Source organism: Leucobacter denitrificans (assembly GCF_014396385.1).
In the GTDB taxonomy this organism is placed as follows: Bacteria; Actinomycetota; Actinomycetes; order Actinomycetales; family Microbacteriaceae; genus Leucobacter; species Leucobacter denitrificans.
Map to the genome: position 1 here is coordinate 112,648 of NZ_CP060716.1, position 13,316 is coordinate 125,963.

The 13,316-nt window shown below is 57.7% G+C and carries 12 protein-coding genes; 10 read left to right on the forward strand and 2 right to left on the reverse strand.

From position 1 onward, the window contains the following. Positions 1-87 precede the first annotated feature (87 nt). The 5 genes from pyrH to H9L06_RS00545 all read left to right on the forward strand — a co-directional run bounded on the left by pyrH (position 88) and on the right by H9L06_RS00545 (position 3,640). Positions 88-807, forward strand: coding sequence for a UMP kinase (pyrH, locus tag H9L06_RS00525; protein WP_187555386.1), 720 nt, complete (start codon positions 88-90; stop codon positions 805-807). A gap of 120 nt (positions 808-927) precedes the next feature. Next, positions 928-1,482 (forward strand): ribosome recycling factor, encoded by a 555-nt coding sequence (frr, locus tag H9L06_RS00530; RefSeq protein ID WP_187555387.1) that lies wholly within the window; start codon positions 928-930, stop codon positions 1,480-1,482. Positions 1,483-1,487: 5 nt separating this feature from the next. Continuing rightward, positions 1,488-2,411 carry a phosphatidate cytidylyltransferase gene (locus H9L06_RS00535; protein ID WP_187555388.1) on the forward strand — a complete coding sequence of 308 codons (924 nt, stop codon included), beginning with the start codon at positions 1,488-1,490 and terminating at the stop codon, positions 2,409-2,411. Beyond that, positions 2,408-2,974, forward strand: coding sequence for a DivIVA domain-containing protein (locus H9L06_RS00540; RefSeq protein WP_246454416.1), 567 nt, complete (start codon positions 2,408-2,410; stop codon positions 2,972-2,974). Before H9L06_RS00535 ends, H9L06_RS00540 begins: the two co-directional genes overlap by 4 nt. Positions 2,975-3,046: 72 nt before the next feature. Further along, positions 3,047-3,640 carry an aggregation-promoting factor C-terminal-like domain-containing protein gene (locus H9L06_RS00545; protein ID WP_187555389.1) on the forward strand — a complete coding sequence of 198 codons (594 nt, stop codon included), beginning with the start codon at positions 3,047-3,049 and terminating at the stop codon, positions 3,638-3,640. Between the two features lie 311 nt (positions 3,641-3,951). On the opposite strand, the gene H9L06_RS00550 is transcribed toward H9L06_RS00545, so the two are convergent. Together H9L06_RS00550 and H9L06_RS00555 are read right to left on the reverse strand one after the other, a co-directional pair. After that, a complete protein-coding gene (locus H9L06_RS00550) occupies positions 3,952-4,839 on the reverse strand; it encodes a ribonuclease HI family protein (RefSeq protein WP_187555390.1) in 888 nt (295 codons plus the stop codon). 2 nt (positions 4,840-4,841) lie between these two features. After that, the gene (locus H9L06_RS00555) at positions 4,842-7,628 is read right to left on the reverse strand and encodes a coiled-coil domain-containing protein (protein ID WP_187555391.1); all 2,787 of its coding nucleotides are present in this window, start codon (positions 7,626-7,628) and stop codon (positions 4,842-4,844) included. A gap of 206 nt (positions 7,629-7,834) precedes the next feature. Here H9L06_RS00555 and H9L06_RS00560 point away from each other — a divergent pair, with 206 nt between their 5' ends. The 5 genes from H9L06_RS00560 (at position 7,835) to mnmA (ending at position 13,292) form a co-directional block, all read left to right on the forward strand. Continuing rightward, on the forward strand, positions 7,835-8,803 hold the full coding sequence (locus tag H9L06_RS00560; protein ID WP_187555392.1) for a hypothetical protein: 969 nt from the start codon (positions 7,835-7,837) through the stop codon (positions 8,801-8,803). Further along, entirely contained in the window at positions 8,793-9,887 is a 1,095-nt protein-coding gene (locus H9L06_RS00565; RefSeq protein ID WP_187555393.1) for a DUF8094 domain-containing protein, read from the forward strand. Before H9L06_RS00560 ends, H9L06_RS00565 begins: the two co-directional genes overlap by 11 nt. A 15-nt stretch (positions 9,888-9,902) precedes the next feature. Then, positions 9,903-10,862, forward strand: a complete 960-nt coding sequence (locus H9L06_RS00570) for a tetratricopeptide repeat protein (RefSeq protein ID WP_246454417.1) — start codon at positions 9,903-9,905, stop codon at positions 10,860-10,862. Positions 10,863-10,875: 13 nt separating this feature from the next. Next, positions 10,876-12,060: a cysteine desulfurase family protein gene (locus tag H9L06_RS00575; RefSeq protein ID WP_187556256.1), complete on the forward strand. Its 1,185-nt coding sequence runs from the start codon at positions 10,876-10,878 to the stop codon at positions 12,058-12,060. A 68-nt stretch (positions 12,061-12,128) separates the two neighbouring features. Beyond that, entirely contained in the window at positions 12,129-13,292 is a 1,164-nt protein-coding gene (gene mnmA, locus H9L06_RS00580) for a tRNA 2-thiouridine(34) synthase MnmA (protein ID WP_246454418.1), read from the forward strand. The last annotated feature ends 24 nt before the right edge of the window (positions 13,293-13,316 follow it).

The following is a 13,316-nucleotide window of genomic DNA, read 5'->3' on the forward strand; positions in this document are numbered from 1 at the left end:
AATTAGGCAAAGTTGCGCTTTCGCGTCTGGGCTTCATGCCTGGCGAATGCCGATGACATCTGCGAAGTAGTACGAACGGAGAATGCTATGACTGACCTACCGAACCGTAAGCGAAGAGTGTTACTCAAGCTTTCAGGTGAAGCTTTTGGTGGCGGAACGCTCGGTGTCAACCCAGATGTGGTTAGTCAGATCGCCCAGGAGATCGCGGCATCGCTCGAGGATGCAGAAGTCGCTGTAGTCGTTGGCGGAGGCAACTTTTTCCGAGGTGCTGAACTCTCCCAGCGCGGCATGGATCGAGGCCGGGCAGACTACATGGGCATGCTTGGTACGGTCATGAATGCTCTCGCGCTCCAGGATTTTCTGGAGCAAGCTGGTGTGGAAACCCGAGTCCAGTCTGCAATTACAATGACGCAGGTTGCAGAGACTTACATTCCGTTGCGTGCGATTCGTCACTTAGAGAAGGGCCGCGTGGTGATATTTGGTGCCGGCGCCGGTCTTCCATATTTCTCCACCGATACTGTTTCTGCACAACGGGCACTTGAAATCCACGCGGATGAAGTGCTTGTGGCAAAGAACGGGGTCGATGGCGTCTACACTGCAGATCCGGCAAAGGATCCAAATGCAACGCTCATCAGTGACATAAGTTACGGAGAAGCGCTCGTGCAGGGACTTAAGGTTGTTGATTCAACCGCGTTTAGCCTGTGCATGGATAACGGCATGCCGATGCGAGTCTTTGGCATGGAACCAGAAGGAAACGTGACCGCAGCAATCCGTGGCGAGAAGCTCGGTACTGTAGTTCACAGTTAAATTCGCACTGGCAACAATTTGAGTGCTCCGATAATCACAGCGGCGCACCGCTAAACTTGAAAGCACTGCATACTGCCGGTAAGCAGTGGGTGCAGACACTATTTGTGGAGGAGAAGTAGCGTGATCAATGAGGTCTTTGCAGACGCCAAAGAGCGTATGAACAAGGCAGTTGAAGCGGCGAAGGAGTCGTTTGCTACTGTGCGAACTGGCCGAGCAAATCCTGCCCTACTCCAGAACGTCACCGTAGATTATTACGGGACTCCGACACCGCTTCCGCAACTCGCATCAGTCACAAACCAAGATGCACGCAGTCTCTTGATCACGCCATACGACAAGGGCGCGATGAAAGAAATCGAACAGGCGATCCGCGATATGCATAATCTCGGCGCGAACCCATCGAATGATGGCAACGTGATTCGCGTCACGCTCCCCGAGCTCACCGAGGAGCGCCGCAAAGAGTTCGTCAAGATTGTGAAGAACCGTGCAGAAGACGCTCGTGTCGCAGTTCGCAATGTGCGCCGCAGCACCAAGGACGAACTTGACGCCTTGAAGAGTGAAGTTGGCGAAGATGAGATCACTCGCGCCGAAAAAGAACTCGAGGCACTGACGAAGCAGTTCGTCGATCAGGTCGACGATGCGCTGAAGCGCAAAGAAACAGAGCTTTTGGAGGTCTGAACTCCATGACGGAGAAGGGCCGACGCGACGAGATTCGAGCGCAATTCGATTCAACGCGCGCTCATCTCGAAGCTGCGAATGCCCGAATTGAGCAGCGAGCAGGTCGTAATCTGTTCCTTGCAATCGGAGTAGGCCTGCTACTCGGTGCAGCTTTTCTTGGCAGCTTGTTCATTGTCAAAGATTTGTTCGCGGCTTTTGTGCTCCTTATCGCCGTGGTGGCATCTATCGAGCTCGCAACGGCATTCCGCGTTGCTGGGAGACGCGTACCGCGGATCGGTGTGGCGCTCGGCGCAGTCATGATCGTCGCCGCGGCATATTTCTGGGGTGCAGAAGGTATGCTGCTGGGCCTCTTCGCGGCAGCAACACTGCTCACACTCTGGCGGTTAGTTGAGGGGCTTTTCGCACGTTCGTCGATCGTGCCCAAAACGCTTGTGCGTGATGTGTTTTCGGGACTTTTTGCGCTGGTGTATGTGCCATTCTTGGCCGGTTTCGCAGTGTTGTTGTTGGCTGCCCCGAACGGTGAGTGGTGGGTATTTGCAATGGTCCTCCTCACTGTTTCAGTTGACATTGGTGCGTATGCAGCGGGAGTCACCCTCGGCAAACACAAGATGACGCCTCGGATTAGCCCAAATAAGACCTGGGAGGGCTTCGGTGGCGCGGCTATTGTCGCCATGGTTGCTGGCGTCATTGTCTCGATATTTGCGCTCCATGAGCCCTGGTGGGTCGGCATCATTTTTGGCGCGCTTGTGCTGCTTACAGCCACAGGCGGAGACCTCACGGAGTCGCTGATCAAGCGAAATCTTAAGGTTAAAGATATGAGTAATTGGATACCGGGGCATGGCGGCTTGCTCGACCGATTGGACTCACTGCTGCCATCGACGGTCGTCGCCTATGGGCTTGCCCTAGTGCTTGGAGTGGTGGCGTCGTGAGTCAAGAATCACAAATGAATAGTCCGTTTCCGATGACCAAAGGTCGCGAAAAGGGCTATCAGCCGAAACAGGTTGATGAGTTTCTCGACCGGGCGCGATCCGCGTACGAAGATAATGAGGCGCCGCCGCTGACTGCTGCAGATGTTCGGAATCTGGCGTTCAAGCTTCAGCGGCATGGTTATGTTCCTAGGTACGTAGACGCAGCGCTTGACAGGCTCGAAGACGTGTTCTTTGAGCGTGAGCGTCGTGCTCAGATGCGAGAAGTCGGTGAGGATGCCTGGTGGCAGGCTACCCGCGGTCTCTTATCTGAGGTGAGAGGGCGGATCGATCGTCCCCGTGGTAAGCGGTTCCGTAGGCGAGGCTGGTTCGCAAGAGGTTACCGCCGTTCGCAGGTCGATGCGTTTCTCGATCGCATTGGCGAGATGTTTAGGAATCGCGAAGTGTCTGTGACATCGAGTGAGGTCCGGGAAGTCGTATTCCATCCGCAATGGAGAGGATATGACGAAGCCCAGGTCGACGCTCTGCTCGATTCGCTCGTGGACATCATCCTTTCGACTAGATAACTGGGTGGCTGCAAGACCTGTCTTGGCCATTTCGCTTCGTTGATATAGAATCGTTATATTGTGACTTCTGAGATGACACGTTCAAAATTTTCCTGGACAAAGCTTCGTTCCGCACTTGCGGTGTCTTCAGTGGCAGTATTTCTTGGTGCCGCGGTTGCAGCTCCGCTGACAATTCCTGATGCTCAGGCCGACACTGCCGCAATGCAACTCGACGACCGTTTGTACCAGGAATTCGTGCCGAATACCGATCCGATCGATGATCTCGTTCTCCCCGATGTTCCGTTGGAAAAACTTCCTGACCCCGAACCAGAGCCTGAGCCAGAGCCCGTAGCAACTACTGCTCCAGCTGCACCGGCAGCCCCGGCAGCGTTGCCAAAGTACACGGGCGGAGGTTCACCAGCGGAGTGGATGTCAGCGGCAGGTATCGCCGAGTCCGATTGGAGCTACGTTGACTTCATCGTGAGCCGGGAGAGTGGCTGGAACCCGAATGCAACGAACCCGTCTTCTGGGGCGTGTGGCCTCGTCCAAGCGCTTCCTTGTAGCAAGGTTCCCGGTAGCGGGTACAACCCAGTCGACAATCTGCGCTGGGCAAATGGTTACGCAGTGGGGCGTTACGGTAGTTGGGCTCAGGCCTATACCTTCTGGACTAACAACCACTGGTGGTAATTCGTGGGTCGGGGGCGACGAGGGCCGAATAAGTATGAACGCGCTGCCGCTCAGCCGCAACGCGATGTAACCCGACTTGCTCACGGCGGAGCTCAGAAAGAGCACCGTAGAGGCGAAGAATGGTTCGTTCGCACGATACCCGCCCATCGAGCTGAGAAGCTCTATCGGTGTCCCGACTGTGGAACAGATATCCCCGTAGGTCAAGGCCATGTGGTCGCTTGGAGAGCTGAGCATCTCTTTGGAGATGAAGCAGCAGTGAGGGATCGCCGTCACTACCACACGCATTGCTGGCGAGCGAGGTAGCGGGTTCTCTAGGCCATTGTTGGCGTTTCTTGACGAAAGCGCAGCAAGTAGGCATCGTTATGGAGTTGCCACAGAGATGAACGAATTGTTCCCTGCGTGCCTTGTGATTGAGAGAGCACCTGGATTGTGTCATTTGTGAGGTGCGTTGCTTCAATGACAGTGAATTCGGCGACGTCTTCTGAGCGCTCGGTAGTTTGAGACACAAATTCGTCGCGGGTTCTCAGTACCCCGCACTCATGGATTTCTTTGAACTCGGGATGAACTAAGGCGGCGATGAAACTTTGGTTTGCTCGTACGGTCGGGGAGGACAAGGTTTGCTCGTTCCTGAGTACCTCCGCAATTGGATCAATAGGGGTTTCTAGTTCGAAGAGGGCGGGAGACCCGCTTTGGCTTTGACTTGGCAACAATGAAGTCGGTGCTGACACGACGCTCGCGCCTTCAAGGCCGGGGCCATAATTCGGATCCACACCTCGTTGGAACGCCTCGGCAACCGCGCGCGCACGCTCGTCTGCGGCCTCGTTGAGTGGATGGCCAGCATGCCCTTTGACCCACTCGAATTTCACGTTTCGGCCAATGAGTGCGGCATCGATTGCTTCGAGGAGCTCACGATTGAGTACCGGCTTTCCGTCCGACTTCCGCCATCCACGCTGCTTCCATCCGCGCATCCATTTAGTGACGGAATTGATGACATATTGGCTGTCACAGAGAATTCGTAGTGGCTCGTCTCTGCCCTCAGTGGCTCGGAGCAGATCGAGAACCGCCATGAGCTCGCCCTGGTTGTTCGTCGCACGGGGCCAGCCACCCGCACGCCACTGCTGATCATTGATGAACCATGCCCACCCAGCCGGCCCAGGGTTTCCGAGCGCAGACCCATCTGCTGCTGCGGTAATGGTCATCGTTAGCTCTCGACAACTTCTTCTTGTACCGATTGGTCAACAAACGTCTCGGTGACGGTACTGAGTTTCTGCGCGTTGCCCACGACTTCGCCGAGACTCTCAAAGTACCGCGCCACAGCGCCACGTTCGACCTTGAGCTGGGCCATGCGATCCTCTGCTGCAGCGAGAACCTTCGTAGCGCGGTTTTCGGCCTCGACCCACGTCGTTTGGGCACGTTGCTCTGCTTCAAACACGATCTCACTTGCTTGGCGTTCGGCCTCAGCTCGGATCTCGGTAGCAGCTTGCTGGGCTTCGCTGGTGATTCGTTGGTGTTCGTCTCTGGCGGTGGCGAGTTGAGAACGCATGGTCTGCAGTTCTTCATTCACCGTTTCGAGCTCGCGTTTCGAGTTCTCTGCGGCCTCGTGTTGACGCGCCGCAAGTTCTGTCTCGAGTTCTTCGCGCTGCGAGGCGATGGAGAGTGCTGTATCTCGCTTCTCGGCAGCCAGGGCCTCGCGTTGCGTGCGAACTTCTGTTTCGGTCGTAAGTCTCAGCTCGGCGAGGGCGGCTTCTTCTTTGTTTCGGTACTCTGCAAGTTCTGCAACGGTGTTTGCGCGAAGTAGGTCGGTCTCTTCCGTAACAGCTGCGCGCTGCAGCGCGGTTTCACGGGCGATTGACGCTTCTGCCTCGTCTCGTTGTCTCTGCAGATCCTCAGCGTGTTGCTCAGCGGCAGCAGCAAGTTCGCGACCTTGTTCGGCGCGCAACCTCTCCATCTCGGATTCAAATGCCTGTCGCTCGCGTTCGATGCGGAGTCCAAGTCGTTCGCTCTCAATCGCGAGCTTCTCTGCGGACTCCTCGCGGTTAATCCGAAGTTGTTCTTCGGCTGCCGCTGTTTCGTCTTGGAGGCGCTGTTCGTGGTCGGCAAGTTGCGAAGCGATCCGCTCCTCATGCATTGCTGTCTCGTCTGCGAGTGCAGCATCGTGCGCAGCGCGTTCGTCGGTGAGTTCCTGTTCTTGCTCGGTGCGCTGTTGCTCGAGCACGCGTTCATATGCGGATCGCTCGGCGTTCAGAGCTTCTCGCTGCTCCTTCGCTTCGGTCTCAATGCGATCTCGATGCTCATCCCATTCGGAGATGAGCCGATCTTGGTGTGCTGCCAGTTCGCGATCCAGACGCTCTTCGTGAGCACGAAGCTCTTCTGCAATTCGACTGTCGTGCGCTTCCCGTTCTGAAGCGAGTTTCGCCTCGTGCTCGTCTAGCTCGCTCGCTAGTTGGGAGTCGTGCGCTTCGCGTTCGTCGGCGAGCTTGGCATCGTGTGCTTCACGCTCATCAGCGAGCTTGGCATCGTGCGCTTCTCGTTCGTTCGCGATCTGCGCACTGTGCGCTTCAAGCTCCTGAGCGAGTCGCTCCTCATGTTCCCGTTGCTCATTGGCAAGTCGCGTCTGATGCGTCTCAATCTCAGTGGCGATCGAGGCATCGTGCGCTTCGCGTTCCGCACTGATTTCGGCGTCGTGTGAAGCACGCTCCTCAGCGATTGATGCTCGGGATTCAGCAATCGCTGTCTCGAGCGCGGCACGCTCCTGCGCGATGGCGGTGTCGTGCGCTTCTCGGGCGGAAGCAAGGCTAGATGCATGGGCATCTCGCTCGGCAGCGAGCGTCTCGTCAAAGGTATTGCGGGCTCGATCGCGAATTTCCGCGGCAACCGCATCGGCACGTTCTCTCTCGCGGAGTGCCTGCGCGGCTAGCGTTGCCAGCTCAGCAGTATGGGCGGTAACCTCACGCGAAATTCTGCCCCGATGCTCGTCCTGTTCGAGCGCTATGCGCGACTCGTGCTGCGAACGCTCACTGGAGAGTTCGCGGTCGTGGCGCTCACGTTCGTCACTCAGTTCAGCGTCATGTTGCGCACGTTCCTGTGCAATTTGCGCACGTAGATTTTCGATTTCTGTGGTGAGGGTGCGGCGCTGCTCATCTATCTCAGCAGTCAGTGTGCGTTCACGCTCGGTGTAGTGTTCTTCGAGCGCAATCTCTTCTGACTGCTTTCTCGACGCAAATTCGGCCCGATTTTGCTCATTCTCGAGTTCGAGCCTGGCCCGTTCGGCAGCCGCTTCTCGCTCGTACTCTTCTTTCTGCTGCGCAAACTGGGCCGCGGCAACCTCGGTTTCACTATTTAGCGATTCCGCTGCTTCCTGGGCTTCGGCAGTGATCGTCTGCGCTTCAGACTCAGCTTGAGCGAGCCGAGCACGTGCGTCTCGATCAGAAGTTTCAATGAGGCTCTGCGCCTCGCGCTCCGCAGAAGCGAGCGTCTGAGCTGCGATGGCCTGCGCCTCTGCAAGTAGCCGATCACGTTCGGTGTTGAGATCTTCAGATTGCCTCGCAACATCGGTGCGGGCACTGCGGATCATCACCTCGGTTTGCTCATTAGCAGAGCGCAGCAGCTCGTCGGCTCGAGTTTGAGCCTGCGTGAGGAGCCGCGTGGCTTCTTCTTCGCTCGAGGCTCGAAGTTTGGCCGCATCAAGGTCTGCCTGCGCCATGAGATTCTGCGCGTGCTGTTCCGCAACCTGAAGGCTTTTCTCTACTCGGAGTCCGAGTCCCGAGTATCCCGTAGCACCAAGCTCGGTAACCTGCGATTGAAGGTCAGCGATGAGCTGACGCTGTTCTTGGCCCGAAGTAACCGACTGCTGGTGCGCAGCCTGCAATGACTCAAGATGCGAGCGCAATGTCGCAATATGACCATTGAGCGCGCCGATCCGCTCGTCTACTTCTTCTCGCTTATAGCCGCGAAAAGCTGGCGTGAACTGCTGAGGTGAGTCGGACACAAATCCTCCGGTGAAGTGTTCTGGCGTGTGCCTCTTGCGGCTCATTTGACAACACGCTGGGCAGTTGAACCAATGATATCTGTACTGTCTTTGCCTACGATGACTACAACCTATCCAGCGCGCACACTGCAAGCTCGGGTACCGTTATACGGTTGATACTTTTTGCGCACCCGCGCATCCACTGACTGAAAAGCGGGAGGAACCTCGTGAGATATGTGCTTGCCATTGCGGCGTTGGCCATTTCAGGGGTGTTGTTGCTCCTCGGAATAGGGCAGCGCACATTTCTTGCAGGCCCTGTGGAGATCGTGCATACCGTCACGTTTGAAGATGAGACGATGTATGCAGTTGTCGATGGCGAGCAGCTTTCGAAGGTGCCGGGACAAGCGAATATATTGATGCGCGGTGAGGCAGCATTTGCCGCCGTCGCTAAGACGCGCGATATTGCTGGCTGGCTCGCCCCCTTCGGTTATCAGCAAATCGAAGTGGATCCTACGGAGAAACCAACCTCAAGCATCCAGATCAGAGCAGAAGTTCCGACAACTGACCTGTTGGAAGTTGACGACGAAGGTGCAGTCGTGCCGCTCGACCCGCGGGGGAGCGACTTGTGGCTCGATTCTCGAAGTGGGGAGAACGGGGTGTTCCGGCTTCCCGTTTCCCTGACCGAGAATCAATCCATACTGATCTCGGGCAACGGTGAAGACCCGATCCCTTCCGGTACATCAATCGCTTGGGTTCAAGAGCGCAATACGCCGTGGGCTGGGCCACTGCTCGCAGCTGGCGGAGCATTTGCGCTGCTCGGGGCCGTGCTCTATCTCATTGCTTTTGATCGAGACAAGCGTGCACTCGGACCACGCCGCGGGCGCAGAGGACCGCTCATTGGCGTGCAAAACGTCGTGGGTGGTATGCGGCGGCGAGGGGCAGACTCGCCCGCTCCAGAGGCGCCAAAGCAGGGTGTCCGATCCAGCGCCCCCGAACTGCCGACAGGGCGGATCGAAGAGTCCGAGATTCCTGATACGGGAACCGTCACAGGTGATACCGGCGAGATCATCCTGGAGTCCGTAGACGAAACAGGTGCAGATGCGCCAGGCGGAACCACGGAAGAAATAGTCGTGGAGGACGAGGGTGGCTCAGCGGCCGATGAGACAGATACAAAGGGGGATAAGCATGCGGAATAAGTCACGGCGTTCAAGTCGACTTTCGCTCATCTGCGCAGCTCTTGGGCTTTCAGCAACGCTTATGGTCTCGGGATGTTCTGCCGAATATTGGCCAGACTTTTCGCCCGAACCCGAGGGAGTTGAAGCCACGAATGAGCCGGTTGAGGGTAACCTTGCGACTGTGCCGGTAAACGAAGCACAAATCCAAACCATCATCGACCGTGTGGCAATTGCTGCTGCGGTCGGTGATAAAGATTTGGACGCGCGTGCGATTGCTGAGAGGTTCTCGGGTGACGCGCTCACTCAGCGAACGGCAAATTACAAGATTCGTAATGCGGTTTCTGATTACGGCTCGACGCCTGCGGTAATTACCGATGACCTTCTGCAGTACCAGCTTGTGCAGAGCACTGAGTCGTGGCCACGCACCCTTTTCATCACGGTTGCCTCGGAAGCGAAGACAGATGAAGAGGGAAATGTGGGCGAGGCGCCCTCACTAGCCCTCATTCTCACGCAGCGGATCGCACAAGAGAACTATCAGGTGAGTCGAATTATTTCGCTTCGCGGCGGAATTGAGATGCCACAGGCGGCACCCGCAGAAGAAGGCACCGCGGTGCTTTCCGACGATATCTCTGGGCTCGCATTGCAACCCGGTGAAGTGGGAGCTTCGTATGCGGCAGTACTCCAAGGCGGCCCCGATGTTGAGGAAGCAGCGCTGTTTGACCTCAGCAATGATCCACTCATTGAAAATTACGGGCAGGCGTGGGTAGCTCAGTCTCAAGCGAAGGCAGAAGCGGATGAGACCCCGCAGAAGTACTCGGTGACAGTGACACAGGGCGAGAACCCAATCACAAGCCTCTCTACTGGCGCGGGTGGTGCTCTCGTCGCGACTACCGTTATTGAGTCGCAAGTGATTGACTCTGATGGGGGAAGGTTCAAGCCGCGCGCTGAAGGCGCGGTGACCGCACTCTCTGGGCTTGAAGGTCAGCAGGATCGGATCGTGCGAGAAGTTGCGCATCAGTTGCTGTTCTTCGTGCCGAGTAAACAAGACGGAACACAGATTCAGTTGCTCGGAGTTACGAGCGAATTGGTTGGAGCGGGGAAGTAAGTAATGGCGGGAGTAATGCCACACATTCCGGGTGGAGGAGTCGACCTCAGTCATCTCGTGCAGCGCACACAGCAGGCGCAGGGGGCACCTGAAGGAAGCGCTCCCACGCCTACCCAACCGGGCGGCGGGCAGGTCGTTGACGTTCCTTCGATTGCAATCGAGGCCGGAGAGCAAAACTTTGAGCAGATTGCCCAACTCTCGCAGGTCGTTCCGGTTGTCTTTGATATCTGGTCCGCACAGAGCGAGGCATCGAAATCGCTGAGCCCGATTCTGCTGAAGATTACGCGGGAGTTTGGCGGCCGTGTACTGCTCGGGAGAGTCGATGCTGACTCGAATCCGGGTCTAGCTCAGGCATTTCAGGCACGGTCCGTACCGACAGTGATTGCACTGATCGGCGGCCGACCAGTGCCTCTCTTTGAGGGGGCACTTGCGGAGGAACAGGTACGAGAATTCTTCGGACAGCTCGTGCAGCTTGCTGCGCAGAATGGTGTGACGGGCAAGGTTAACGCGCCAGATCTTGCGCCTGGTGAGGATGCGCCTGAGGCGCCCGCCGAACCGCAGATACCCGCAGCCCATGTTCCGGCGGTTGAGGCGGCTGAGCGGGGCGATTACGCAACGGCGGTGAAAGAGTGGGAAGCGGTACTGCAGAAGGCGCCAGCCGATGCACAGGCAAAGGCGGCGCTCGCACAGGTGCGCCTCTTGCATAGGCTCCAGGGTCTCACTGTCGACGAGATCCGCACCGCTGCTGCCGAGCGCCCCGATGATCTTGACGCACAGATGCTCGTTGCTGACCTAGACCTCTCGGGCGGTCACATCGAAGACGCCTTTCTCAGGCTGCTCGACCTTTTCTCGGCGAGCGGCACCGACGACCGATCCACTATTCGCACACGTTTGCTCGAGCTCTTCGAAGTCGTGGGAGTAAGCGATTCGCGAGTCATCGCTGCGCGAGGACGACTCGCAAACCTGCTGTATTAGGCCAGCAATGGAAGTGAGATCGTACCTCGATCACGCGGCGACTTCGCCGATGAGCGAGTCTGTGCTTTCGAAGTATGTTGGTGCGCTTCGCACGGTTGGCAACCCCGCATCGACGCATGGCAATGGTCAGCACGCGAGTGAATTGCTTGAGGCGGCACGCGAACGAGTGGCGCAGTCGCTCGGGTGTGACTCGGCCGAGTTGGTATTTACTGGCGGGGGTACGGAATCGATCAATCTCGCGCTCAAGGGCGTGTATTGGGCGCGGCAGCGAGGCGCCAGTCGGCCTGTCATTCTCGTAGCCGATGGTGAACACCACGCGACAATCGAGGCCGCTGAGTGGTTGCGTGATGCGCAAGGTGCAGAAGTGGTGTGGCTGCCGATAGATGAGGTGGGAGTGCTGCAGCCCGAGACGCTCGAGGCAGCGATTGCGTCGGCTGGGGCTGACCGTGTGGCGTTGCTGTCGTTCCTTTGGGCAAACAACGAGGTGGGCACGGTGCAACCGGTGTCTGAGCTGTGCTCGATCGCACGCGACGCCGGTATCCCTGTGCATCTTGACGCGGTTGCGGCGCTCGGGCAGGTGCCCCTAGACTTCGCGGCGACGGGCGCATCGCTCATGAGTGTGTCTGCGCACAAAATCGGGGGAGCGGTCGGCGTTGGGGCACTTGTCGTGGCCCGAGACCAGGTTATTGACTCGCTATTTCATGGTGGATCGCAGCAGCGCGGCCGTTCGGGTACGCAGGATGTTGCCGGTGCGGTGTCATTCGCCGCTGCACTCGACGAGATCATTGAACCGGGTTCACAACAACCGAAGTCAGCACACATCGAACATCTCCGATTGCTCCGAGACCGTCTCATCGAGGGTGTTCGGGCAGTGGATCCAGAGGCGCAACTCCGCGGAGCGGATCCGCTTGAATCACGCTTAGTAGGAAATGCACACTTCACGTTTCCGGGTTGTCAGGGTGATTCCCTGGTGTATTTACTCGATGCGACCGGGGTTTCTGCATCTGTGGGGTCCGCGTGCCGCGCCGGGGTGGCAACAATCTCACACGTGCTTCTTGCCATGGGAGTGCCGGAGCAGGAAGCTGCGGGAGCGCTCCGTTTCACACTTGGTTCGGCGAGCACCGCTGCTGACATTGACGCGCTGCTTACTGCACTCCCTGCCGCATTGCAGCGTGCGCGTGCTGCTGGCTTGAGTTAGCCTCAACCTTTTGTGCTGATCCTCAAACTCAGAATGCATAATCTCTGATGAGCGCCTAGACTGCTTGGGTGAAGATTCTGGCGGCGATGAGTGGTGGGGTGGATTCGGCGGTTGCCGCGGCCCGCGCAGTCGAGGCTGGACACGATGTTGTTGGAGTTCATCTTGCGTTGAGCCGAATGCCGGGCACGCTCCGCACGGGTTCGCGTGGATGCTGCACGGTCGAAGATGCGATGGACGCCAGGCGGGTCGCAAACTTGCTCGACATTCCTTTCTATGTGTGGGATTTCAGCGAGCGGTTCAAGGCAGATGTGGTTGATGACTTCATCGCCGAATACGAGGCTGGTCGCACTCCGAACCCGTGCATGCGATGCAACGAGAAGATCAAGTTTGCGGCGCTCCTCGATAAGGCAGTCGCGCTCGGGTTCGATGCGGTTGCAACCGGTCATTATGCTTCGCTCATCGATAGCCCCAACGGGCCAGAACTGCATCGGGCGAGCGCCTGGGCGAAAGACCAGTCATATGTGCTCGGGGTGCTGACGGCAGAGCAGCTCAAGTATTGCTACTTCCCGCTCGGTGACACGCCCTCGAAGGCGCTCATTCGCGAAGAGGCGGCGGATCGAGGAATTCAGATTTCTCATAAGCCCGACAGCCACGACATCTGCTTTATTCCCGATGGTGACACCCGCGGTTGGCTTTCTGAACACGTGAAACGAGAGCCAGGCGACATTCTCGATGAGTCTGGTTCAACTGTCGGTCGTCACGATGGCGCGCACGGTTACACAATCGGTCAGCGTAGGGGGCTTCAGCTTGGGGTGCCAGCGCCAGATGGTAACCCGAGGTACGTGCTTTCGATCCGCCCGGTTTCAAACCAGGTAATTGTTGGACCGAAGGAACACCTTGCTGTCTCGCGCATTGCGGGGGGCAGGTTCAGTTGGGCGGGCGACCCAGGAATTGACCTCGCAGAGCGGTTTGCGTGTGACGTGCAAATTCGAGCTCATGCTGAGCCAGTGCCTGCGTATGCTTCGCTCGTGCCGATCCGCGAATCTGAGCGCACCGAGCAGCACAGGGTGGGTGCAACCCACGAGGTCGTGGTCGATGTCGCACTCGACCAGGCCGAACCTCTGCTCGGTGTCGCGCCTGGGCAAACCGCAGTGCTCTATATCGGCACTCGCGTACTGGGGCAGTTCACGATTGACCGCGCTATTCCGGCAGATTCTGCTCAGGCGGCGTAGTAACTTCGCGTTGCGCTCGTAGAC

Coding starts and splice junctions, on each gene's coding strand:
- pyrH (WP_187555386.1), top strand. CDS start 88: ATGACTGACCTACCGAACCGTAAGCGAAGAGTGTTACTCAAGCTTTCA.
- H9L06_RS00535 (WP_187555388.1), top strand. CDS start 1,488: ATGACGGAGAAGGGCCGACGCGACGAGATTCGAGCGCAATTCGATTCA.
- H9L06_RS00545 (WP_187555389.1), top strand. CDS start 3,047: ATGACACGTTCAAAATTTTCCTGGACAAAGCTTCGTTCCGCACTTGCG.
- H9L06_RS00550 (WP_187555390.1), bottom strand. CDS start 4,839: ATGACCATTACCGCAGCAGCAGATGGGTCTGCGCTCGGAAACCCTGGG.
- H9L06_RS00565 (WP_187555393.1), top strand. CDS start 8,793: ATGCGGAATAAGTCACGGCGTTCAAGTCGACTTTCGCTCATCTGCGCA.
- H9L06_RS00570 (WP_246454417.1), top strand. CDS start 9,903: ATGCCACACATTCCGGGTGGAGGAGTCGACCTCAGTCATCTCGTGCAG.